The sequence below is a fragment of the Halpernia frigidisoli genome, assembly GCF_900113805.1.
GTDB classification, from domain to species: Bacteria; Bacteroidota; Bacteroidia; order Flavobacteriales; family Weeksellaceae; genus Halpernia; species Halpernia frigidisoli.
The window spans coordinates 226584-251497 of record NZ_FOQT01000001.1 but is presented as its reverse complement, the minus strand read 5'-3'; the positions used below and the strand labels follow the sequence as shown (position 1 = coordinate 251497).

General features: G+C 33.3%; 24 protein-coding genes. 13 read left to right on the top strand and 11 right to left on the bottom strand.

Translation table 11 applies throughout. From position 1 onward, the window contains the following. Window positions 1–221: 221 nt before the first annotated feature. The gene (locus BM238_RS01225) at window positions 222–998 is read right to left on the bottom strand and encodes a phospholipase D-like domain-containing protein (RefSeq protein WP_090078369.1); all 777 of its coding nucleotides are present in this window, start codon (window positions 996–998) and stop codon (window positions 222–224) included. Between the two features lie 697 nt (window positions 999–1695). Between BM238_RS01225 and BM238_RS01220 the strand changes: the two genes are divergently transcribed. Then, entirely contained in the window at window positions 1696–3000 is a 1305-nt protein-coding gene (locus tag BM238_RS01220) for a DDE-type integrase/transposase/recombinase (RefSeq protein ID WP_143093329.1), read from the top strand. 479 nt (window positions 3001–3479) lie between these two features. Here the strand turns inward: BM238_RS01220 and BM238_RS01215 are convergent, their stop codons facing one another. From BM238_RS01215 to BM238_RS01205, 3 genes are all read right to left on the bottom strand, one after another. Then, window positions 3480–5771: a xanthine dehydrogenase family protein molybdopterin-binding subunit gene (locus tag BM238_RS01215; protein ID WP_090078367.1), complete on the bottom strand. Its 2292-nt coding sequence runs from the start codon at window positions 5769–5771 to the stop codon at window positions 3480–3482. Window positions 5772–5899: 128 nt separating this feature from the next. After that, on the bottom strand, window positions 5900–6892 hold the full coding sequence (locus BM238_RS01210; protein WP_090078366.1) for an FAD binding domain-containing protein: 993 nt from the start codon (window positions 6890–6892) through the stop codon (window positions 5900–5902). After that, the gene (locus BM238_RS01205; protein WP_090078365.1) at window positions 6889–7713 is read right to left on the bottom strand and encodes a 2Fe-2S iron-sulfur cluster-binding protein; all 825 of its coding nucleotides are present in this window, start codon (window positions 7711–7713) and stop codon (window positions 6889–6891) included. Before BM238_RS01205 ends, BM238_RS01210 begins: the two co-directional genes overlap by 4 nt. 231 nt (window positions 7714–7944) lie before the next feature. Between BM238_RS01205 and BM238_RS01200 the strand changes: the two genes are divergently transcribed. From BM238_RS01200 to BM238_RS01160, 9 genes are all read left to right on the top strand, one after another. Next, complete coding sequence (locus BM238_RS01200; RefSeq protein ID WP_090078364.1) at window positions 7945–8967, top strand: XdhC family protein; 1023 nt, start codon at window positions 7945–7947, stop codon at window positions 8965–8967. Beyond that, entirely contained in the window at window positions 8964–9542 is a 579-nt protein-coding gene (locus BM238_RS01195; RefSeq protein WP_090078363.1) for a nucleotidyltransferase family protein, read from the top strand. The genes BM238_RS01200 and BM238_RS01195 overlap by 4 nt, the downstream gene beginning before the upstream one ends. Then, entirely contained in the window at window positions 9539–10711 is a 1173-nt protein-coding gene (locus BM238_RS01190; protein ID WP_090078362.1) for a molybdopterin molybdotransferase MoeA, read from the top strand. Before BM238_RS01195 ends, BM238_RS01190 begins: the two co-directional genes overlap by 4 nt. A gap of 26 nt (window positions 10712–10737) precedes the next feature. After that, complete coding sequence (locus tag BM238_RS01185) at window positions 10738–10968, top strand: MoaD/ThiS family protein (RefSeq protein WP_090078361.1); 231 nt, start codon at window positions 10738–10740, stop codon at window positions 10966–10968. Window positions 10969–10973: 5 nt separating this feature from the next. Further along, window positions 10974–12032 (top strand): HesA/MoeB/ThiF family protein, encoded by a 1059-nt coding sequence (locus tag BM238_RS01180; RefSeq protein ID WP_090078360.1) that lies wholly within the window; start codon window positions 10974–10976, stop codon window positions 12030–12032. Continuing rightward, window positions 11995–12435, top strand: a complete 441-nt coding sequence (locus tag BM238_RS01175) for a molybdenum cofactor biosynthesis protein MoaE (RefSeq protein ID WP_090078359.1) — start codon at window positions 11995–11997, stop codon at window positions 12433–12435. The genes BM238_RS01180 and BM238_RS01175 overlap by 38 nt, the downstream gene beginning before the upstream one ends. Beyond that, complete coding sequence (moaCB, locus tag BM238_RS01170; RefSeq protein WP_090078358.1) at window positions 12436–13341, top strand: bifunctional molybdenum cofactor biosynthesis protein MoaC/MoaB; 906 nt, start codon at window positions 12436–12438, stop codon at window positions 13339–13341. Next, a complete protein-coding gene (gene moaA / locus BM238_RS01165) occupies window positions 13342–14346 on the top strand; it encodes a GTP 3',8-cyclase MoaA (protein WP_090078357.1) in 1005 nt (334 codons plus the stop codon). 136 nt (window positions 14347–14482) lie between these two features. Then, entirely contained in the window at window positions 14483–15643 is a 1161-nt protein-coding gene (locus BM238_RS01160; RefSeq protein ID WP_143093328.1) for an alpha/beta hydrolase, read from the top strand. Between the two features lie 24 nt (window positions 15644–15667). Here the strand turns inward: BM238_RS01160 and BM238_RS01155 are convergent, their stop codons facing one another. From BM238_RS01155 to rimO, 3 genes are all read right to left on the bottom strand, one after another. Then, the gene (locus tag BM238_RS01155) at window positions 15668–16003 is read right to left on the bottom strand and encodes a hypothetical protein (protein WP_143093327.1); all 336 of its coding nucleotides are present in this window, start codon (window positions 16001–16003) and stop codon (window positions 15668–15670) included. Window positions 16004–16246: 243 nt separating this feature from the next. Then, window positions 16247–16621: a septal ring lytic transglycosylase RlpA family protein gene (locus BM238_RS01150; protein ID WP_090078354.1), complete on the bottom strand. Its 375-nt coding sequence runs from the start codon at window positions 16619–16621 to the stop codon at window positions 16247–16249. 308 nt (window positions 16622–16929) lie between these two features. Then, window positions 16930–18231: a 30S ribosomal protein S12 methylthiotransferase RimO gene (gene rimO, locus BM238_RS01145; protein WP_090079074.1), complete on the bottom strand. Its 1302-nt coding sequence runs from the start codon at window positions 18229–18231 to the stop codon at window positions 16930–16932. A 235-nt stretch (window positions 18232–18466) separates the two neighbouring features. Between rimO and BM238_RS01140 the strand changes: the two genes are divergently transcribed. After that, entirely contained in the window at window positions 18467–18961 is a 495-nt protein-coding gene (locus BM238_RS01140; RefSeq protein ID WP_090078353.1) for a GNAT family N-acetyltransferase, read from the top strand. A gap of 64 nt (window positions 18962–19025) precedes the next feature. Here BM238_RS01140 and BM238_RS01135 read toward each other — a convergent pair whose 3' ends face one another. From BM238_RS01135 to msrB, 3 genes are all read right to left on the bottom strand, one after another. Further along, window positions 19026–19613: a fasciclin domain-containing protein gene (locus BM238_RS01135; RefSeq protein ID WP_090078352.1), complete on the bottom strand. Its 588-nt coding sequence runs from the start codon at window positions 19611–19613 to the stop codon at window positions 19026–19028. A gap of 455 nt (window positions 19614–20068) precedes the next feature. Next, window positions 20069–20602, bottom strand: coding sequence for a fasciclin domain-containing protein (locus BM238_RS01130; RefSeq protein WP_233741910.1), 534 nt, complete (start codon window positions 20600–20602; stop codon window positions 20069–20071). A 122-nt stretch (window positions 20603–20724) separates the two neighbouring features. After that, window positions 20725–21267: a peptide-methionine (R)-S-oxide reductase MsrB gene (gene msrB, locus BM238_RS01125; RefSeq protein WP_090078350.1), complete on the bottom strand. Its 543-nt coding sequence runs from the start codon at window positions 21265–21267 to the stop codon at window positions 20725–20727. Between the two features lie 111 nt (window positions 21268–21378). Between msrB and BM238_RS01120 the strand changes: the two genes are divergently transcribed. Together BM238_RS01120 and BM238_RS01115 are read left to right on the top strand one after the other, a co-directional pair. Further along, window positions 21379–21936 carry an RNA polymerase sigma factor gene (locus BM238_RS01120; protein WP_233741888.1) on the top strand — a complete coding sequence of 186 codons (558 nt, stop codon included), beginning with the start codon at window positions 21379–21381 and terminating at the stop codon, window positions 21934–21936. Window positions 21937–21938: 2 nt separating this feature from the next. Next, entirely contained in the window at window positions 21939–22739 is an 801-nt protein-coding gene (locus BM238_RS01115) for an anti-sigma factor (protein ID WP_090078349.1), read from the top strand. On the opposite strand, the gene recG is transcribed toward BM238_RS01115, so the two are convergent. Continuing rightward, on the bottom strand, window positions 22740–24833 hold the full coding sequence (recG, locus tag BM238_RS01110; protein WP_090079072.1) for an ATP-dependent DNA helicase RecG: 2094 nt from the start codon (window positions 24831–24833) through the stop codon (window positions 22740–22742). It lies immediately after the preceding gene. Window positions 24834–24914: the final 81 nt, after the last annotated feature.

Genomic DNA, 24914 nt, shown 5'->3' with positions numbered 1-24914 from the left:
ATATGATGGTCTTGTAACATAATCTTCTTTATATTCAAAGAAATCTTTTATGCTTATTTCAGTTGGAACTATTGTGTATTCAGTTTTGGGATTAAATGGCATTTTATTATTTTTTGTTTTTTAAACTTATCTAATTAATAGTTTTATTTCTTTTTGTCTTACATACTGCAAAAAAAATTGGGGGAATAAAATATTGGAATATTTTAATTTCTAAAGTTTCTTCAAATATCACTTTTTAAAATTAATCTAATTATCTCCAAAATATCCTCGACAATTTTCTTAAAATCTGATTTATTATCCGGAATGAATGTTATATAGTAAAATGTTTTGTGCGTTGAAAGTCTTTCTAAAGAATAATTTTTAAAATTAAATGTTTCGAATTTACTTAGTGTTTTCTCAAAATTCATTGAACTATTTCTAAATTTAATTGTTAATTCATTATCTATCATAACATCTGCAAAACTTAAAATATCACCGCAAAAAACGTATGTTGAAGTTTTTTTAAATTTGCAATAAGGATATTTTGTACGTAAGCGATTATAGAGGTATTCTACTTCGATTTCACCTAATTCAATTTTCTCCACAATATCTTTTTGCGCGATTTTTTCAGCAATCGAATCTTTTTTTTCAGGATCAATACTTCCCACATACTTCTTTATGAAATCTATCAATTCCTTCCTTTCACTAATATTTTCAGTCACATAACCTATGTCAATTGAATTAGTATCTGAATATTGACTTATATTTTGAGAGGTTATGATGCCGCAATTCTCATTCAAATATAATTTTGCGTGCAAATCCATTACAAGAATTAGATTTATTCCTATTTGCTTTATAAAACTTAAATCTTGCTTTGCATTTTCCCTTGCAAAAAATGTGATTTTTACATTTCTTTTAACTGCTCTTTCTAAGCATTTTTTCATTTTTGTCCAACCAGAAATTGAAACATAAGGCGAAACTAAAATGATTTCTTCCTCTGCATCTTCTATCAAAGTCATTATTTTGGAGGAAATCTCTAAAGGTGTATAAACTTCATAATTAATTTTGTTCAGTAATTTGTTTTTCTTTTCGCTGTAAGATAAAATAGAAAATAATTAATTAGTATCGAAAGATAAAGTAAATTTAAACCTCTATATCGAATTATAGAAAGAGTTTAAAACCATTTGATATTTAAACCTAGTACTATCTCAACCTTCACGGCTTGTAACAAATATATAAAGTTCAAGTGATATATATCGCATTACAGAAATGTGATTTGTCTTATTTGCGGACTACTTTCTATATATTACAGATCTTTTTTTTTTCAAATCCGGCACCGGGTACTTTAAATGCTGCTAATCTTTTGATTAGCAGTATTTTATTTTTTGAAGGGTGGCTAAAATGGTGGCTATTATTTCTTTCGCAATAATAATATTTTTTTGAACACATTGTACAATAGTTTTAAGAATCGAATTCTCAAAAAAACTAAGATTAGTCTTAAAAATTTTATTAGCCAAACTTCTAAATAGTATTTATTTAGCGATATATCCTTGAAACTAGATTTTATGCTTTTACGAATAATTAAAAAAAATCATAATAGTAATATTTGCATTAAAATTAAAAACTAATAATTTTTGATAAAAATTATTGAAATTATTTACAAGCAAGGTTTTAAAATTTAATCATAATATTACTGTACAATCAAACAGAAATTATATGCCACAGACCTATACTTCCTACCACACCAACATCAAACTTTGCTTTTCCTTGGGGATTGAAAAGCAGATTTTCCCAGAAACGTATTTAGAAAAAATACCCAGAAGTACTTCGGTTTATTGGAAAAATAAAGATACTGCTCATTATTCCGGGACGGAATTTGAAGAAGTGGCTCAATGCACATTAGAAGACCTGAAAATAATTGCAGATATGCGGTTGCAAAAAAGCAGACAACTATTTCTTTCATTTGGCAGGCTGTACTTGAGCATTATAAATCTCTTTGGTGAGAAAAAATTTCAAAATTTCATTAAAACCAATTATAGAATTTTAACCCCTTTTATTGCAAAATTTATAGAGATTTCGGAAAACAAAAGTGTGGTTTTAAAATTTTTAAAAATCTCATCAAATCAATTTGGGCAATGGCAAAAAATGAAGAAATATGAATGTAAGGAATCTCTGATTTGGATGTGTTACAAAAGAGTTAGCCGACAAATTAGCCAAAAGGAAATCCATATAATGAAATTGTTATTGGCGGATAAAAAGTATCTTCATTGGAGCAGCGGCTCTGTTTGGGGAAAAGGCGTGAAAGACGGCAAAATTTCTATGTCCAGACAAAGTTGGTATCATTATGCAAAACTTTTGGGGTTCGGATTGAAGCGTAAGAAATTTTACCAAAAGCGAAAGCGAATTTCTATAAGAGCAGAAAAGCCGAATGAAATTTGGCACATGGATGTTACGAGATACAAAACCACGGACAATAAAATGATGTTCATTTACACTTTGATGGACAATTTCTCGAGAAAGGTTTTGGATTGGGATGTGAGTGAAAAACTTTCTGGAGCGATAAGATTAAAGAGTTTAAAACGTGCGATTGATGAGCAATTTTTACAGAAAAAAGATTTAAAAATTGACACGCAAAAATTAGATTTGATTGTAGATGGCGGAAGTGAAAACAACAATATTACAATTCATGAATTTATTATTGACTGTAAGGTAGGCATTCACAAAAAAGTTGCATTAAAAGACGTGCTTTTTTCAAATAGTTTGATCGAAGGAAATAACCGAATTTTGAAACAAACTTTTTTGAAACAGAATAAAGTAGTTTCATTTGAATTGAAAAATCATGTGGATAAATCTTATTTAGAATATAACGGTGTAAAGCCCCACTATTTTCACAAAATATACACACCAGACGAGATTTATGAAAACCCGAAATTAAAAGACACTAAAATCTTCTTTGCGAAATTAAATAAAGAACGAATTGCAACCAATAAAAATTTTGTTTGTAGTAAAGGATGCCCATAAACAAACGAAGTGGACAATTTTATCAATTTCTATTCTAAAAATTAAATATTTACAGGAACTTTCAAAAATTACGTTTAGTTTTTTACTATAAATGAAGATTTAAAATTAAAATCTCTAATTTTGACTAAAAATTATCAAAAACGAATTTTCGTTTTATCTTTTAAAGAAATTACCTGTTACTAAACCCTTATTAATATTGCGTTTTATGAAATTTAAAAAAAAAGATTAAAATTCATTGCTATTAGACGGAGCCCCTTTTTTAAAAATCTAGAATCAGATTAGGTGTTATTTATTCCATTTAATAAGTATTTATTAATAGATAATTAACTGATTTTAATTAAAATAAGCCTCTATTGAGTTCTACGAAGATATACTCAAAGCACCTTCATTTCTACAAAAAAAAAGCGTTGATTACCAACGCTTTTTTTGTCATTAATACAATTTTAAGTTTGCATTAAAATATTATAATGTCGTACAACTTACACTAATTTATCTGGTGTAAATGGCAGATCCCGAAGTCTTTTTCCTGTCGCATTGAATATCGCATTTCCAATTGCTGCAGAAACGCCGGTAATACCAATTTCGCCAATTCCTCTTGCGCCAATTGGCGAAATATGCGGGTCTTTTTTACCGATAAAATAAACATCAATTTCCGGCACATCTAAATTCACCGGAACGTGATAATCTGCTAAAGTACGCGTCACCGGATTTCCATAACGTTGATCATAAACTGTTTCCTCCATTAAAGCTGAACCAAATCCATAAATTACACCACCAAGAATCTGTGAACGTGCGGTTTTTTCATTCATGATCGTTCCTACATCATGAACACTTACAAATCTTTTAACGCGAACAGTTCCAAAATCTTCATCCACCCAAACTTCCGCAAACTGCGCCCCGAAAGAGTGAAAGGAATATTTCTCAGCATCTCCATTTTCATCCAGTTCAATCTCTGCGTTGCTGCACATTGATTTTTGAGAACCTAATCCACTTCCGGAAGCAGGCATTGCTGTCACGCAACCTTCCATCAAAGTTTTTTTATGTCTTAACATAATCGCGACGTAGGCATCTTTTTTCGCTGGGTCATTTTTTAAATAAAATAAGCCATCTGAAAAGTTAATATCTTCTGTTTTTTTACCATAAAGCGGAGATTGAGAATCTGCCCTGGCTAAAATCAAGAGGTCATTTCGAAGTTTTTTTGCAGCTTCATAAACAGCTGGATTTACACTGGCAGTTGTTGTAGAACCTCCGGAAACTGGTCCCGGTGGAAGGCTTGAATCTCCTAATTTTACGGTAATATTTTTAACATCAACTCCTAAAGCTTCAGCAGCAGTTTGCGCCATGATCGTGTAAGTTCCTGTGCCAATATCCTGTGTTGCGCACATTACCACAAAGGAACCGTCACTTTTTAGTTGAACCTTTGCCGATGCAGAACTTCGTATGGCAGGATAAGTCGCAGTCGCCATTCCGTAGCCAATTAATTGATTTCCAACTTTATTTTTGCCTGGTTTCATGTCTCTTTTATTCCAGCCAAATTTTTCTGCACCAATTGTATAACAATCGAGCAGATATTCACTGCTAAAAGGATGATTTTTCATTGGATCTACAGCGGTGTGATTAATACGCCGCAATTCTATCGGATCCATTTTTAATTCGTAAGCCAACTCGTCCATTGCCGTTTCCAAAGCGAAAACGCCCGGAGTTTCTCCCGGAGCACGCATAAATGTTGGTGTTCCAATATTTAGTTTTGCCACTTTATGGGTAATTTCCCTTAGAGGTGATGCGTATAAAACCGCGGATTGCTTTCCACTTGGTTCAAAATATTCTGAAAGATTGGCGTAAGTGCCGTTTTCATGACGAATTGCCTGTAATTTTCCGTTTCTATCACTTGCCAATGCTACTTTCTGAATTGTTTCACTTCTGCGGCCAACATTGGTTTGCATCATTTGACGCGTAATAACCAACTTCACAGGTCTTTTCACCACTTTTGCAGCCATTGTCGCTAAAATTCCCTGACCCCATTCTGAACCTTTAGATCCGAAACCACCACCAACAAAAGGATTGATGATCTGAACATTTTCCGGTTTTAATTTAAAAAAATAGGCAACTGTTGCACTTAATGCAATAACGCCTTGTGAAGAACTATATAATGTAACTTTACTTTCCCCGTTCCAGACTGCAACGGAAGCATGAGGTTCCATAGGATGGTGATTTTCCGTGGATGTTGAATAAGAATGATCAACCTTAACAGCAGCTGAATCAATTATCGATTGTGTTTTTCCAGCGTTGATCTGGGCAGGCTGTCCATTGGATTTCTCCGGTCTGAAACCGCCCGGAAGCGCTTTTTCTAAATTGACTGAAACAATTCCTTTTGTATAATTAACTTTAACCATTGCCGCAGCCATACGAGCTTCCTCATAAGTTTCTGCAATCACAAGCGCGATATATTGTCCCCAGTAATGAACCTGATTATCCTGCATAGGAATAAAATTTTCCCCTACGCTTGCTCCACTTTTTTTGAACTCTTCCCCACTTGCAGGCGCTAATTTTGGCGCATTTTCATGTGTAAGAATATTGACCACTCCGGGCGCTTTTTTTGCTTCGGAAATGTCAATGCTTGAAATCGAACCACTGGCAATTGTTGACCGAACCGGAAAAGCATAAGCCATATTTTTTTGATTGAATTCCGCCGCATATTTTGCAGTACCGCTTACTTTCAGTGGCCCATCAATTCTGTCCAGCGGTTTCCCTATTACGGTTTCTTTTTCCATGAGTAAATTTTTTATTTGATTTAATAAATTCTACCAAAACAAATCTCTATTTATAAGAAGACTTAATTTTAGCCATTCATTAATAATTTTATTTAATTAAGATATTTTTAGAAAGTCTGAAGTTTTCACTACGCTGTTCCGCCATCTAAAGCTTGAGATAAAGCTCTGACAATTGCTTTTTTGCCCATTTCAATTTTAAATTGATTGTGTTCAAAAGCTTTAGCTGATTTCATTTCTTCCTCGGCCGCAATTTTAAAGTTTGCCATATTTGCTGTTTTTCCCTTTAAAAATTTTTCAGCTGCCAAAGCACGCCAAGGTTTATGTGAAACGCCGCCCATAGCCAAACGAACATCTTTTATGGATTTGCCATCAAGCTCCAAAGCTGCTGCAACTGATATTAAAGCAAATGCATAACTGGATCGGTCTCTTATTTTTAAATAACAGGAATTATTTGCAAAATTATTTTTTGGAATATCGATGGACGTGATTAGTTCACCATGAACTAAGTTATTATCTTTTTGAGGATCATTTCCCGGAAGTCTGTGGTAATCTGAGAAAGGAATATTTTTCATCTCACCATTTACACCTTGAATTTTAACAACTGCATCCAAAGCGACTAAAGGAATACACATATCAGACGGATGAACAGCGATACAACTTTCTGACCAGCCAAAAATAGCGTGCATTCTGTTTACGCCTTCCAAAGCACCACAACCAGAACCAGGTTCTCTTTTATTACAAGGCATTGCCGTTTCAAAAAAGTAGGAACAACGTGTTCTTTGGTTTAAATTTCCACCATTCGTCGCCATATTTCGGATCTGAGCGGAGGCGCCTGCTAAAATCGCCTGCGTCAACATCGGAAAATTATTTCTTATTAAAGGATGATTTGCAGTTGCCGTATTTTTGCCAAGTCCGCCAATGGAAATCAGATTGCCACTTTCGGTCACATCAGTCAACTGAATTTTGGAAATGTCAACAAGCTCAGTTGGTCTTTCCACATCTTCTTTCATTAGATCCAAAACATTTGTACCTCCCGCTAAAAACTGCGCTTTTTCATTTGCAGAGACTAATTTTGAAGCACTTTTAGGCTCGGTTGCTCTTGAGTATTTAAAGGCTCTCATATCGTTTTTTCTTCTTTTAAATTTGTAATACTACTTTGAGCAACACTTTCCTTATCATCTAAAAACTGCCAAAACTGGGCAACTTCTTTTCCACCATAAACCTCGCGTATTGCCGCAATGATGTTAGGATAAGCGCCGCAGCGACAAATATTTCCAGACATTCTTTCTCTGATTTCATCGTCAGAAATTACTGGTTTCATATTTTTAACATCAGGTGTTACAAAACTGACATCGCCCCTTTTAATTTCACCAAGCAAAGCAACTGAGGAACAGATTTGTCCCGGCGTACAATAACCACACTGGAAACCATCATGTTTTATAAACGAAGATTGAATAGGATGCAAAACATCATTATTTGCAATTCCCTCAATTGTAGTTACGGAACTTCCTTCACAACTTGCTGCTAAAGTTAAACACGAAAGAAGCCGATGATCATCCACAATTACCGTACACGCACCACATTGACCATGATCACAACCTTTTTTGGAACCTGTCAATTGCAAACGCTCCCGCAAAGCATCGAGCAAAGTCATTCTAGAGTCTATCGTTAATGATTTTGACACGCCGTTTACTTTAAAATTAACTTTTAAAGGATTTTCCAGCGAAGTTGGTTCTTCAGCGGTGAAACCTTTAGTAACAGCCTGCGCACCGCCAACCATTTGTAAAGCCATTACGCCCGCACCAGCAGTCATCATTAGTTTTATAAAATGGCGGCGACTTTCACCTAAAGGAGTCACCCCAGCTGCATCTTCAGCCAAAATTTCTTCTAGTAATTTTTGTTCAGCCTCGGTAAGACCTGATTTATTTATAGATTTATTCATAAAAAATGATTAAAGTTGATTTGAAATAAATACGCTTATTTCGTTTACTAAATTAAAAAAAAAATCTGAAAATAAAAATGCTTTTTAGAAAATCTTACTATTTATCAAAATATCGACAAAAATCATAGTTTAAATCTTTTACTGTCATATTAAATTTAATTTTTGCGATGCTTTAAAAATTACTAATTTTGATTCGAATCAATTTTTCATAAGTCTACACTGATAATTTTAATGACACACGAACTAAAAAAAATCTTTGAAAATGTCCTTTTAAATCAACAAAACAGCATAAAAAGCGTTTTGGCGACAGTGGTTTTTTTAGAAGGTTCATCTTATAGAAAACCTGGCGTTACAATGTTGATCTCAGAAGATGGAAAGTTGACGGGCGCCGTAAGTGGCGGTTGCGTAGAAAAAGAAATAAAATACCGCGCAGAAAGTGTTTTTAAAACTGGCGAAGCAAAAGTAATGACTTACGATGGCCGCTACAGATTAGGTTGTGAAGGCATTCTCTATATTTTAATTGAACCGTTTAAAATTTCAGAAGCGCTTAATTTAAAATTTCAGGAAGTTTTACATAAAAGAGAAAGTTTTCAGATCAGTTCTTTGTTTAAAAAAGAAGATGATGTGATAGGAAATTTTGGAAGTCAAATTAAATTTAATGATAATTCTGCTTATAAATTTAACGATCAATTTGATCTAGAAAAAACAGATAATTTAGAGCTTTTTACTCAAAATCTAGAACCAGCTTTTAAATTAATTATTATTGGTGGCGAACATGATTCCGTAAAACTGTGTACAATGGCAAGTTTTCTCGGTTGGGACGTTGAAATCATTACTTCGATAAAAGATCCAAAAGAACTTTCAGATTTTCCGGGGGCTAAAAATGTTTCTGCGCAAACGCCGGAGATCGCAGATTTTCATCTAGATGCACAAACTGCCGTAATTTTAATGACGCATAATTACGCACTTGATCTCAAATATCTTCTAAAATTACAGCTTTTCGATCTAAAATATATCGGAATTTTAGGTTCTAAAAAACGCCGGGAATTGATATTAAATGAATTGATTGAATTAAATCCAGATCTTGACGAAGAATTTTTAGATAAAATCCACAGTCCCGCAGGTTTAAATATTGGCGCTGTAACACCTGAAGAGATTGCGCTGTCAATTCTTTCAGAAATTTTAGTTGTGACCCGAAAAACTGATTTGATGGAGATGCAAAACAATATTGGAAAAATTCATTCTGATCAATGAAAATTGCCCTTTTAATTCTCGCTGCCGGAAATTCTTCCCGGATGAAAACCGCCAAACAATTATTGCCAGTAGGTGATAAAACACTTTTAGGTTTGACCATTGAAAATGCTTTGAAAACACACGTCGAAGATATTTTTTGCGTTTTAGGTGCAAATTCAACTGAAATTAGGTCTAACATTAAAGATTATAATATTGATATTATTGAGAACTTAAATTATACTGAAGGAGTGAGTTCCAGTATTTCCTGCGCGATAAAATATTTAGAAAAATCGTCATTTGATGCAGCTTTGATCATGCTCGGCGATCAACCAAATATAAAAGCAGATTATCTGAACGCTTTAATTTTAAATTTTAAAAAAAAACCTGATCATATTTTCGCCTCTAAATACTCAAAAAAAAATGGAGTTCCCGCAATTTTTCCGCTAAAATATTTTCCGGATTTACGTAAATTGCAAGGAGAAAAAGGCGCCTCAGATCTGCTGAATAATGATGTTTTGGATGTGAAAACAATTGACATGAAAGTTGATTTAACAGACATTGATACGCCCGAAGACTATAAAAATTTTATTAAATGATTTCAGTTTCAAAAGCACTTTCCATCGTAGAAAAATATTGTTTTCCTTTAAAATCCGTGACGAAAAATGTTGCAGATTCTTACGGTTATATTTTAGCAGAAGATGTGATCTCACCTTTAAATATGCCGCCTTTCAGGCAGTCTTCGATGGATGGTTATGCGTTTATTCATTCAGAAGAAAATTCTTTTAAAGTGATTGCCGAAATTCAAACCGGTATTTCGAAGAATATTGAAATAAAAAAAGGCGGAGCAATCCGTATTTTTACCGGAGCAAGAGTTCCTGATGATGCAGATACAGTCGTGATGCAAGAACATGTTGCAAGAACTGAAGATCAAATATTTATTGATAAAATTCCCGAAAAAGGCAGCAATGTGCGACCGGAAGGTGAACAGATCAAGGTTGGAGAAGTGGCTTTAGAAAAAGGAAATTTTTTAAATGAAGCTGCCGTCGGTTTTTTAGCCGGACTTGGAATTAAAAATATTGAGGTTTACGCAAAACCAAAAGTAGGGATTTTAATTACTGGGAATGAAATCAAAAAAAGCGGAGATACTTTAGCGGAAGGTGAAATTTTTGACAGCAATTCTTTGACTTTGAAGTTGGCTCTAAAAAAACTCAGCATCGAAGAAGTAGAAATTTTATTTGCAAAAGATATTTTAGAGGAAACCACAATTTGCCTTAAAAAATTACTGGAAAATAACGATGTTGTTTTAATTTCAGGTGGAATTTCTGTTGGTGATTATGACTTTGTAGAAGAAGCTTTAAAAGAAAATGGCGCAGATCAACTTTTTTATAAAGTCAATCAAAAACCAGGAAAACCGCTGTGGTTTGGTAAAAAAGAAGAAAAAATGATTTTCGCTTTACCTGGAAATCCTGCCGCAAGTTTAACGTGTTTTTACATTTATGCGTTGCCACTTTTAAAAGCGCAAATGGGTTTTAAAACTTTACAGTTGCCAAAATTACAGGCAAAATCCGAAAATGATATAAAAAATAATTTTGCAAAAACTTTATTTTTAAAAGGAAATGTGGAAAATGATATTGCGACAGAATTTTCCGGGCAGGCTTCTTCCATGTTGAAATCTTTTGCGGTTTCAAATGCTTTGCTTATTGTGCCGGAAAATGTAAAAATCATAAAAAAAGGAGAATCGGTTTCTTATTTGAAACTCGATTAATTACCTTTAAAAATATTTAAGAAAAAATGGAAATCTCATATTTTGGCGAAATAGCTGAAAAGACCAACAAAACTTCAGAAAATTTGCAGGAAATTTCTGACGTTAATTCTCTGATCACTTTTTTAAAAATAACTTATCATTTGAATGAAAGTGATTTTCAAATTGCGGTCAATCATTCAATTATAGAAATTTCAGAGGAGAAAAATTTAGAAGAAATAGACGAAATTGCAGTTCTTTCTGCGTTTGCAGGAGGATAAATACTATGGAAAAAAACAGATATTTACGTCAAATAACTTTGCCACAAATTGGTCAAAAAGGTCAGGAAAAGTTAACTAATGCTTCCGTTTTGGTAGTTGGAGCCGGAGGTTTGGGAAATGCTGTTTTGCCTTATCTTGCTTCCTCTGGAATAGGAAAAATTGGGATTATTGACGGCGACGTGGTTACGAACAGTAATCTTCACCGCCAGATTTTATTTTCTGAAAAAGATTTAAATCAATCAAAATCAAAAACCGCAGCAGAAAAGTTACAAATGCAGTTTCCGGATATTTTAATTAAAAATTATGACGACTATTTAAATGTCGATAATGCTTTACAAATCTTCACGGAATTTGATCTAATTGTTGATGCGACGGACAATATTAACATCAGATATTTAATTAACGACGCTTGTATTTTAACGAAAAAACCGTTTGTTCATGCGTCTGTTTATCGTTTTCAGTTTCAAATTGCGACATTTAATGTTGAAAACAGCGGAAATTACAGATGTCTTTATCCGAATCCACCGCAGGAAGTTCAAAGTTGCGCGGAAGCTGGTGTGATGCCCGTCACTGTTGCAATGGCAGGAATTTATCAGGCGAACGAAGTTTTTAAATATTTTTTAAATATCGGAAAATTATTGACTGACAAGATGCTTTTAGTCAATTCTTTAAATAACGAACAGCATTTATTTAATTACAAAAAAAAGGAAGCTCATTATATCACCGAAGATTTTTTCGTTAATGAATATTCTCAAAAAATCAATAAAATTTCATTTAAAGAAGCAAAAGAACTAAACGGCACTTTTTTAGATGTGAGAAATCCTGAGGAAAAACCGAAAATTTCACTTGAAAACTACCTTCAAATTCCAATTCTTAATTTAGAGGAAAATTTAGATAAAATTCCAACCGAAAATCCTCTATTTATATTTTGCCAAAGTGGAAAAAGAAGTGAAGTTGCAGCAAAAATTTTAATCGAGAAAAACTTTAATAACATTTATTGTTTAATGGAAAATGCACCAGAAATTAATGACAAAGAAAACAAAACAGGTCTTTTTGCAGGGTAAAATTACCCCGGAATTTATTGCAGAAATGATTCAAAATCACCAGACCAAAAGCGAAATTGGCGCACATAATATTTTTATGGGTCAGGTTCGGAAGGATGTTATTGAGGGTAAAAACGTTACTGCATTACATTTTAGCTGTTATGAAGAAATGGCAAATAAGAAACTGGAAATCATCAGGGAAGAAACTTTTGAGAAATACCATCTGACCTGCATGCATATTTATCACAGTTTGGGAAGAATAAATGTGGGCGAGATTTGCCTGTTGGTTTTTGTTTCTGCAGGACACCGGCCGGAAGTTTACGAGGCGACAGAATACATCGTGAATCGTGTAAAAAGTGAAGTGCCGATCTTTGGAAAAGAAATTTTTGAAGATGAATCTCACCAATGGAAAAAGAATATTTAAATGGTAGATATTACACATAAATCAAATACTTTACGGAGTGCGACAGCTCAGGCGACGGTTTCCGTTAGCACTATAGAAACGATAAAAGCTATTGAAAATAATAAAGTTCCGAAGGGAAATATTTTTGAAATGAGCAAAGCCGCCGGATTATTAGCGGTAAAAAAAACGCCTGAATTATTACCCGACTGTCATCCGATGCCAATCGAATTTACAGGCGTTGAATACGAAATTAAAGATCTTGAAATTATCATAAAAGTAACTGTAAAAACTATTTATAAAACAGGCGTGGAAGTTGAAGCAATGCACGGCGCAAGTGTTGTCGCACTCAATATTTACGATATGCTAAAACCTATTGATAAAGGAATTGAGATAAAAACCATCAAACTTTTAGAAAAAAAGGGCGGAAAAAGTTCTTTCCCTATTGCTGATATTTCTGGTTTAAAAGTGGGAATTATTGTTTGTTCTGACAGTTTATTTAAAGGTGAAGGAATTGATAAATCGGGCTTAGTTATTAAAGAAAAAATGCAGAAATTTGGTTTGAAAACATCAGAAATATTTATCGTTTCCGATGATTTAGATAAAATTCAAAATGCTGTGAAGGACCTGAAAAAAATTTACAATATTATTGTTTTAACCGGCGGAACAGGTTTGTCACCGAGAGACAACACACCGGAAGCCATTCTGCCACTTCTGGATAAAAGATTATCCGGCGCAGAGGAAACGATAAGAAGATACGGTCAGGACAGAATGCCGTTTGCAATGCTTTCCAGAAGCATTGTCGGGACACTTGATGAGACTCTAATTTTATCACTTCCCGGTTCCAGCAAAGGCGTGGAAGAAAGTTTAGATGCCGTTTTTCCGGCACTTTTTCACAGTTTTAAAATGATGAACGGAGACAAACATTAAATGAGTAAAACGACAGAAATATTAACCGATACATTCGGACGTCAACATAATTATTTGCGGATCTCGCTCATAGAAAAGTGCAATTTGCGCTGTACTTATTGTATGCCGGAACACGGCGTACCATTGACGCCGAAAGAAAATTTAATGACCTCATCTGAAGTGGTAGAGATCGCAAAAGTTTTCGTGAAAAACGGGGTAAATAAAATAAGATTAACAGGTGGCGAACCACTTTTAAGAAAAGATTTTTCGGAAATTTTAGCCGGATTAGCTGAATTTCCCGTTCAGATCTCAATTACGACTAATGCAATCTTAGTTGATCGTTTTATTGATGATTTTAAAAAATACGATTTAAGAGATATCAATGTTAGTTTGGATACTTTAAACCCGGAAAAATTTAATACGATCACAAAACGAAATCAATTTGACAAAGCTTTTGAAAATGTTCTCTTGCTGATTAAAGAAGGTTTCAACGTAAAAGTAAACGTAGTTCTACTCAATGATTTTAATGAAAATGAGATAATTAATTTTATAGAATTTACCAAAAATAATGCTGTGAATATCAGGTTTATTGAGTTTATGCCTTTTAGCGGAAACAGTTGGGATAAATCTAAACTGGTCAGTTACCAACAAATTTTGGATAGAGTTTCTGACAAATACAAGTCAGAAGATATTATTTCTATAAAAAATGAACAGAATTTTACCGCGAGAAATTTTAAAATAAAAGATTACGCGGGAAGTTTTGGAATTATTTCTTCAGTAACAAATCCGTTTTGTGATGTTTGTAACAGAATTCGTTTAACGGCAAACGGTAAAATTAAAAACTGTTTATTTTCAACTTCCGAGACTGATCTTTTAACAGCATTAAGAAATGGCGATAATATTGAGGACGTTATTTATACGGCTGTGACAAAGAAAAAAGCAGTTCGCGCCGGAATGGATGAAAATGCGGATTTTGAAGATTTAAGCAATCATCATAATCGAAGTATGATCACAATTGGCGGATAGAATCTTATTTTTTGTTTAAAAAATATCTTATTTAGAAGTTTTTAAAAAATAAAAATGGAATGGAGATTTAAGTCTAACATCTATATTTAATCGTATCTTTTACAATTATATAACACGATAACTAAAAACTAACATTTTGATACGATTTATACTCATCATCATTCTCTTCGTACTGTCTCTAGTTAATTATTTTCCGGTTCCCAGTCAAAGTACCTGGTATGCCGGGATCGCAGTGCCAGAATTTCCGTGGATATTTATGCTTGTTTCACTTGCGCTTTTTATCTGGAGTTGGTATTCTTTAAAGCTTAGAAAATTTTCTTTGATTATAAGTGCGGTGACTTTTGTAATATTGACCTCACCAATTGTTCGTGCATATAATGTTGGCAGTAATTTAGACAAAGAACTTGAAAATGCCTACGGACTGAAAGATTCAGAGGTAAAAGGCTTTCATCAGGACAAACCTTTTAGTTTTTTGCAAATGTTTACAGGAAACGGCGCAAAAGATATTCCTTATAAAACCTACACTTTTGCAAAACCTGATGGTGTAGATTTACAATTAAATTTTACACATTCTGCCCTTCCCGGCGTTCGCCCTTGTTTAGTTGTCGTTCATGGCGGCTCATGGAAACAGGGAAATTTTCATGAAATTGAGCATGAAAATACTTATTTTGCAAATGTTGGTTATCAAGTCGCAACTATAAGTTACCGGCTTGCTCCAAAATATCCAAGTCCGGCGCAGCAGGAAGATCTGCATTCGGCATTTAAATGGCTGCGGGCTCATGCAACCGAATTAAAAATTGATACTACGAATTTTGTAATGTTAGGCCGCTCTGCTGGCGCATCGATAGTTTTAACAATGGCCTATACTGGTCATGAAAATGGCGTAAAAGGCGTGGCAGGTTTTTACGGTGCGATTGCATTGCCGTGGAGCTACAAAAACCCGGATAATCCATGGATAATGGATTCAAAAAAAGTAGAACGTGACTTTTTGGGCGGAACTCCTGAAGAGGTACCTGAAAGATATAACGCAGAATCTGCTCTGTTCCATGTCAATTCACAATCACCACCGACATTTTTAGCACACGGAATTAATGATGCTCACGTTTGGCATGTACAAAGTGTAGCTCTTAAAAGAGAACTTGATAAAAATAAAGTTAAAAATTATCTGCTGACAATTCCTTGGGGAACCCATGGGTTTGAATACAATCTGAATGGTCCTGCGGGCCAACTTTCTATGTATTCACTTTGTCGTTTTTTCCAGTCTGTGACGGAACAAAAAAGACAGAAGAAAATTTAAAAAATGTTTATTGTAGAAAATTAGTTATACACCAGTTTCAAACGAATAGCCATTTAATTCCAATGACATTGTAGTTGTTAATAACTCTTTGGAAGTGATGATTCGATAAATATTTTTGAAATCTATTTCATTTTGAATCGCTGCGACCCAGAAACATTCTCCATCAACTCCACTTTTTTTCCCTACCTGCAAATTGCCATTTAAGAACCAGCATCTAAATAGTGCACTGTCCTCATGTTGATAATAGTTTCCGAATCTCCCCGTTTTTTTTGTAAAATTATTTATAAATAGATAATTTTCATTTAATATAGAGTTACGGTCGTAACCATTCTGTTCGTAAACGGAATTAGTATTTTTCATAAGATTCATTTGTGTATGTAAATATAAAGATTTCAAATAACTTCTAATAAGAAATCTTTTCTACTATACACAAATCGTGCAAAAGATTTTTTTTGTAGAATTTTACTTTTATTGCTGTATTTTTTAATTTTATAATGTCTTTTATTAATTTTTGATATAAGCGTTTCCGATACAATATTTAAATTAATCCAAAAAAAAAGCCTGCCGAAGCAAACTTTTTTTGTTTTTAAAATTAGAAGTGTTTTAATTCACAACTTCATATTCAATTGGCATTATTCCACGATCCAGATTTCCAATTTCATCAAACGCTGCTTTTGAAAGATCAATTGCTCGAGATGTATGATAAGGTCCTCTATCGTTGATTTTAACAACTACACTTTTATTTGTGCGAAGATTAGTAACTTTTACTAATGTACCGAACGGAAGGCTTTTATTTGCTGCGGTCATTTTAGTATTACTAAAAATCTCACCGCTTGCTGTTTTTTTACCGTTAAACTTGCTGTGGTAATAAGATGCGAAACTTGTTTTTACGCTATCTAAATTGGCACCGCTTTTGAAAGAATAAATACCGAAAACTGATATTATCATTATCGCTATTAATATAAGTCTTTTTTCCATTTTATATATTTTGGGTTTTTTGACGGGTCAAAGGTATTTAGTTTTTGAACTATGCAATAACTTCATTAACTAATTGTGTTAAAGTTTTGTTAAATTACATAAAGACTTTCTATTTTTCCCTTTGTTAAAGGGTTTTTCCAAAGATTGTTAATTTGTGTTAAAAATCTTCATTAAAAGTTAATGCAATTAACTAAAATTAGATATTTATTTGTTAAAATCATACACAATGCATTATATATCAATTAGTTAAAATAAAAAATCCCTTCACAAAATGAAGGGATTTTTTATTTTTAAATATGGTAAATAATTTAAACTAACTCACCAATTAAATCAAATTCTTCTGCTGAAGTAATTTTTACGTTTGCGAAATCTCCAACAGATATATAAATATTTTCAGTTGGTACTAATACAGTATTATCAACATCGGGAGAATCAAATTCAGTTCTTCCGACAAAATAATTACCTTCTTTTCGATCAAATAAGCAATTGAAAACTTTACCGATCTTTTCCTGGTTTTTCTCCCAGGAGATCTGCGACTGTACCTCCATAATTTCTTCCACACGTGCATCTTTTACCTCCTGCGGCACATCATCGTTTAAAACAAAAGCTGTGGTATTTTCCTCGTGAGAATATGTGAAACATCCTAAACGGTCAAAACGCTGCGTTCTCACCCATTCTTTCATCTCCTGAAAGTCTTCTTCGCTTTCGCCGGGAAAACCGACTATTAAAGTTGTTCTTATCGCCATATTTGGCACCTTTTCCCGAAATTTATCTAAAAGAGCATTTGTTTTTTCGTGGCTAGTTCCACGTTTCATGTCTTTTAAAACTTTAGAATTAATATGTTGTAACGGAATATCAATATAATTACATATTTTTTCTTCCTCTCTTATAATATCTAAAACATCTTCAGGAAAACCTGTAGGAAAAGCATAATGCAAACGAATCCATTCAATACCGTCCACTTTTACCAATTCTTTTAGCAAATCGCCAAGCGCGCGTTTCTTATAAATGTCCAGACCATAAAATGTAAGATCCTGTGCAATTAAAATTAATTCTTTTACCCCTTTTTTAGCCAGCTTTTTAGTTTCTAAAACTAAATTTTCTATCGGTGTTGAAATATGTTTTCCCCGCATTAAAGGAATTGCGCAAAAAGAACACGGCCTGTCGCAACCTTCGGAAATTTTTAAATAGGCGTAATGTTTTGGCGTTGTGATCATTCTTTCACCAACTAACTCGTGCTTATAATCAGCGCCAAGTTGTTTTAACAGAAGTGGAAGATCTCTCGTACCAAAATATTGATCAACATCTGGAATCTCACGTAATAAATCCGGTTTATATCTTTCGGACAAACATCCTGTAACAAATACTTTTTCTACTTCGCCGCGTTTTTTTGCATCAACGTAATCTAAAATAGTGTTGATGCTTTCTTCCTTGGCGTTGTCTATAAACCCGCAGGTATTTATAACGACAATATCACCACGGTCTTCATGCACAACTTCTTTTCCGTTGGCTTGCAATTGTCCCATTAAAACTTCAGAATCATAAACATTCTTCGAGCAGCCGAGTGTGACGATATTTATCTTTTTTTGACCGGTTGATTTTGTACGCATTTTTTTAAAAATATTGAATATTTCGGAATAAATTCCGCTCACAAATTGAATGACCAAACGGCCGATTATTGAGGGTGCAAATTTAATAAAAATTAGCCACAAAAGTGTTGAGAAAGAATATTTTAAACATGAACTTTATTTCTCCGCTCATTTATTTTTCCCTTAATTTTTAATATTTATTATATTTGACCTAAATAATTTTAAAAATTTAACCAATTTAATTTAAAGCTATAAAATGACGATCAAAAAAGCAGAAGAAAAAGATATACCTCTAATTAAATCTTTAGCAGAAAAAAGCTGGCGCGCCAATTATCCAGGCATTATTTCTGATGAACAAATCGATTATATGCTTGAAATTATGTACAGTGAAAAAGCTTTAAGTAAAGATTTTGAGAATAAAAATTATAAATATTATTTAATTAATTCAGCAGAAAATACTGCAGTCGGCATTTTGGGTTTTGAAACTTGTTATGAAAAAAATACGACCAAACTTCACAGAATTTATCTTTTAAAGGAAACAAAAGGAAAAGGATTCGGAAAATTTGCAGTTGAATTTTTAAAATCTGAAATAAAAAAAACTGATAATAGCAGAATAATTTTAAATGTGAACAAGGAAAATCCAGCTATCAAATTCTACGAATCACAAGGATTTGAGACATATAGAGAAGGAACTTTTGATATAGGAAACGGCTTCGTTATGGATGATTTTTTAATGGAATTTAAATTTTAAATAAAAAATGCCGCACCCTTTTTAGAGTGCGGCATCTTAACATAACATAAAAAAACTATGAAAACTATGGCATTAATACCTTGTCAATAACGTGTATTACTCCATTAGATTGGTTTACATCTGCAATTGTTACCATTGCTTTGTTGCCTTTCATATCAGCAACATAAATATTTTTTCCTGACATTGTAAAAGTTAATTCTTCACCTTGTACAGTTTTTGCCATGTAGGATCCGTTACCTTTCATGATCCATGAAGCAAGATCTTTGGAAGAAATTTTTCCCGGAACAACGTGGTAAGTTAAAACTGAAGTAAGCATTGCTTTATTTTCAGGTTTTAAAACTGTATCTACAGTTCCTGCAGGTAATTTATCGAAAGCTTCATTCGTAGGTGCGAAAACCGTGAATGGTCCTTTACTTGATAAAGTTTCTACTAAACCTGCTGCTTTTACAGCTGCAACTAGAGTTGTATGGTCTTTTGAATTTACAGCGTTTTCAACGATGTTTTTTGTAGGATACATTGCTGCTCCACCAACCATTACTGTTTTATCCATATCCATGGATTTGTTTCCCATCATTGATGAGCAAGATTGAGTTGAAAATGCAATCCCTGCAGTTAATGCAAGTGTTGCTACGGTCATTTTTAAATAGTTCATAATTTTACTTTTTTAATTATTATTTTAGTGAAAGTTTATAATGTTACTTACGACAGCTTAAATTTTTTAGATTTAATGTTCGTTTTTTTATTTTAAAACAATGTGTTAAAATTGTGTTAATAAATTAACTCTCAATTTATTTTACCTGTTTTTAGTTAAAAGAGACGCTAAATATATACAAAATCTTCATTTTCATTTAATATTAAATTTTATACATAATTAAAAGCTTTTTTTCTATATAATCTAAGGATAAAATTCTCAAATTATTTTCAAAATAATTAAATTTTGTACTTTTTGGCTACTACAATTAATGAACCAAAGTAGTTTTATTTTTTAATAAATAAAAATTTTTAGTAATATTAAATACTAAAATTAAAACAAATTCTTTTAAATAAAAAATGCCGCAATTATCTCCAATTGCGGCACCTTCACATAACATTAAAAAACTATGAAAACTATGGCATTAATACCGTGTCTATAACGTGTATAACACCATTTGACTGGTTAACATCTGCGATGGTAACTTTTGCTTTGTTCCCTTTCATATCAGAAACATAGATATTTTTTCCGCTAGCTGTAAATGTTAATTTCTCTCCCTGAACAGTTTTCGCTGTGTACTTTCCTTTTCCTTTCGCAATCCAGGCGGCTAAATCTTTAGAAGAAATTTTTCGTGCTATTACGTGATAAGTTAGGATCGAAGTCAATGTTGCTTTATTTTCAGGCTGCAAAACTGATTCTACAGTTCCAGCTGGTAATTTTTCGAAAGCTGCATTTGTTGGAGCAAAAACGGTGAAAGGCCCTTTACCTGATAAAGTTTCTACCAAACCTGCTGCTTTTACTGCCGCAACCAAAGTTGTGTGGTCTTTAGAATTAACCGCGTTTTCTATGATGTTTTTAGTAGGGTACATTGCTGCTCCACCAACCATTACGGTCTTTTGCTTTGTCATCATCTTCTGTGCAGAAGCCTGATTTGCTAAACCGAAAGTCATTAGGACTGCTAATGCTGAGGTTGTGATTTTTGAATAGTTCATAAATAATGAATTTTAATAGTTGAAAAAATACATAGTGACATTGTGTTGGTATAATTTACGAACACAAATTATTTTTAGATTTATTTTTTCGCCATTTTTTTATCCGGTACAAATTCCAGAGAGATGGAGTTCATGCAGTATCTTTTTTTATTTGCAGTAGGACCATCATCAAACAAATGCCCCAAATGCGCATCACATCTGCCACATCGGACTTCAGTTCTTACCATATTATAGGATGCATCTTTTTTATAGATAACAGATTTAGGTCTCATTGTTTCAAAAAAGCTAGGCCAACCGCAAGTTGAAGCAAATTTTGCATCTGAACGAAAAAGCGCATTGCCGCAAGCTGCACAATAATAAGTGCCCAAACCATCAAACTCATTGTATTTTCCCGTAAAAGCTGCTTCCGTATCATTTTTGCGCGCAGTGGCATATAAATCTTTACTTAAGACTTTTTTCCATTGAGCATCGGTTAATCGTAATATTGAAGTATTTGTACGGGAATAAAAAGGATTAACAATCTTTTTTCCGTTAACGATCTGAATTTTTTGAGCTGCTACATTTGAACTCATAGCAATTGCAAATAGGCAAATTGCTGCTAATTTTAAGACTTTAAATTTCATTATTATTTTTATTTACTAATTATGTGAATATTTCACGATAATTTACGAAAAAATTTTAAAAAAAGTTTCTGTTCTTTAAAAATTGATTTATATTTACAACGAATTAAGATTTTGAATAAACTAAAGCTCACAACAGAACAATTGGTCACTTTGCTGAAAAGCAGAGATGAATCTGGCTTTAATTATTTGTATGAAAATTATTCCGGTGCACTTTATGGAATAATTATTAAAATCATTACCTACAAAGAAGAGACGAACGAAGTTTTGCAGGATGTCTTCGTGAAAGTATGGAATTCCATCAATTCTTTTGACGAAAATAAAGGCAGCCTTTACACGTGGATGCTCAATATAGCACGCAACTCAGCGATCGACCGTCTTAAATCTAAATCCTTTCGAAACGATCTTAAAAACCAAAGTATTCCTGACTTCGTAAATGACAGTACAACACTTTCAACGGAGCAGAAACATGAGTTTAATGAAGTACAGTCTTTTGTAGATAAACTTCGTGACGACTATAAAATCATAATTAATAAAGCTTATTTTGGCGGTTTCACCCACGAGGAAATTTCAGAAGATCTTGGAATTCCTTTGGGAACAGTGAAAACGCGCTGCAGGGCAGCAATAAGAGAACTGCGCGAATTGTTGAAAGGTTTTAAACACAATTTATAAAAGTGGATACAAAAACTTACATATCAACCGGTATTATTGAAGAATACGCATTAGGAGTTCTACCTCAGGAAGACGCTTCTATTTTGGAATGTGTAATGAAAAATAATCTGGAAGTGCGGGAAGCAGTTTTAGAAGCGCAAAAAACTTTTGAGCTTTTGGCAGACATAGATGCTGTAGAACCTCCTTCTCATCTAAAAGCCGAGATTTTTGGCAAATTAGATTTTAGCAAAAATTCCGACAATACTTCAGATATTAACGTTACTAATAAATATATTGCGCCTGTAATTCCTTTGAATTCAAATAAGCAGGAAAGTAACAATTTTTCTAAATTTGCTTTAATAGCAGCATCACTGCTTTTATTATTAAGTTTGGGCTACAATTTTTATAACAGTCAAAACCAAGAGCAAGAGATTTCTAAAATGTCTGCGAGCAATGACCAGCTAAAAATTCAAAATACAGATCTTCAAAGTCAAAATGCTTTGATGCTAAATTCAAGAAATATTAAACTTGAGGGTGTAAAAACGCATCCTGGAATGCTGGCAAATATTTATTGGGATTCTTCTAAAAAAGTTTATTTAAAAGTAAATAATTTACCCGCGGCACCAAAAGGTGAGCAGTATCAACTTTGGGCAATTGTTGACGGTAAGCCAGTAAGCGCTGGGATGTTTGATGATAGTCAACCCGAAAAAATACAGTCTATGGCGGTGATAGACAAAGCGCAGGCTTTCGCAATTACATTAGAAAAAACTGGCGGCGTTGCTTCACCAACTATGGAAGCAATGTACGTTATGGGAACTACTTAATTAAGAAATTTTTCCCCATTTGTTTTTTGCTTTGTATTGTTTTACATAAAAATTCTTTAAAGATATATGATCCGCAGCCGAAAGTTCCGGATCTTTTTTTAATATTTTTTCGACAATGTCCTTTGATGCTTTGATAATATTTCCATCCTTGACAAGATCCAGCTTTTTAAAATCAACCACACCACTTTGCTGAGTTCCTAAAATATCTCCCGGACCGCGCAATTCCATATCAACCTCTGAAATTTTAAAACCATCATTGGTTTCACACATCGTTTTGATCCTTTTTCGGCTCTCGTTGGTTAATTTATCTGAAGTCATCAAGATGCAATAACTTTGTTCTGCGCCACGTCCTACTCTTCCACGGAGTTGATGAAGTTGAGAAAGTCCAAATCTTTCCGCACTTTCAATCACCATCACTGAAGCATTTGGGACATTTACTCCAACTTCAATCACTGTTGTTGCCACCATTAAATTAGCATTGCCACCAGCAAAATATTGCATCGCCGCATCCTTTTCAATTGGCTTCATTTTACCGTGAAGCATCGTCGTATTAAAATCTGGATTAGGAAAATATTCTGAAATTTTTTCAAAACCTTCCATTAAATTTTTATAATCTAAAGTTTCAGATTCTTCAATTAAAGGATAAACAAAATAAATCTGCCGTCCTTTTTTAATTTCGTCTTTGCAAAAATTATAGACAAAACCCCTGTCTTTCTCGCGTCTGTGAGCCGTTATTATTTCCTTTCTTCCAACAGGCATTTCATCAATAACAGAAACTTCAAGATCGCTGTAAAAACTCATCGCTAAAGTCCGCGGGATAGGTGTTGCAGTCATGACCAAAATATGCGGCGGTATTTGATTTTTAGCCCAAAGTTTTGCTCTTTGCGCCACACCAAATCTATGTTGCTCATCAATAATTGCCAAACCAAGATTTTTAAACTGAACAATATCTTCCAAAACGGCGTGAGTACCTATTAATATTGATAATTCTCCAGTTAATAAATCTTCATGAATTATTTTTCTTTCTGATTTTTTGGTCGAACCTGTGAGCAATTTTACTTTAATAATTGTTTCACTTAAAAGTTCTGAAATACCATTAAAATGTTGTTGTGCGAGAATTTCCGTCGGTGCCATCAAACAAGATTGAAACCCATTATCTAAAACCAAAAGCATCGCTAATAAAGCCACCATTGTTTTCCCCGAACCAACATCACCCTGCAATAGACGATTCATCTGAATCGGTTTTGCCAAGTCTTTTTTTATTTCTTTTAAAACTTTTTTTTGCGCACCCGTTAGTTCAAAAGGTAAATATTTGGTGTAAAAATCATTAAAGTTCTCGCCAACCTTTGGCATTGGATTGCCAATAGAATTTACCTTATGATACTGCTTTTTAAGTCCAAAACTAAGTTGAAAAAAGAATGCTTCCTCAAACTTTAAACGCCGTTCTGCAGCTTCAAAATGTACCAAATCTTTCGGGAAATGAATATTATAATAAGCGTTTTGACGAGGCATCAGTTTTAAATCCGTGATCAGGTAGGCTGGTAAATTTTCACTAATGATGTTAGGCATTTCTACCATTAAATTTCTCATCGTTTGCAAAAAAAACTTCTGATTTAAACCACGTTTTACCAATTTTTCAGAACCTGGATAAATAGGTCTTAACCGAACTTCCGTTTCCTTATTTTCTTCAGTTTCAATTTCCGGATGCGCAATAGAAAAAACGTTGTTAAACAAAGTCGCTTTACCAAAAATAAAAAGTTCAACATTGAGGGGAATTTGTTCTTTTTGCCATTTTGAATAACGAAACCAAACCAAATCAAGCGTTCCGGAATTGTCGTGAAATTTCGCAGCTAATCTTTTTACCTTTCCAGAAGTAATCTCCTGAATATCGGTGATTCTACCTTTTAAAAGTATATCCGGTAAATCTTCAGACAAATCTTTAATTAGATAAATTTTACTTTTATCTAAATATCTGTTTGGGTAAAAAGTAAGAAAATCTTCAACAGTCGAAAGACCCAGAATTGATTTAATGATCTTTGCACGTTCTGCACCGATACCTTTTAAAAATTCTATGGAAGTGTCGAGATTTAACAAAAAAAATAATTTGATATGAAAGTAAGAGATTTTTTTTAATAAAAAAAACTTTGACAAAATTTGACAAAGTTTAATTTAAAT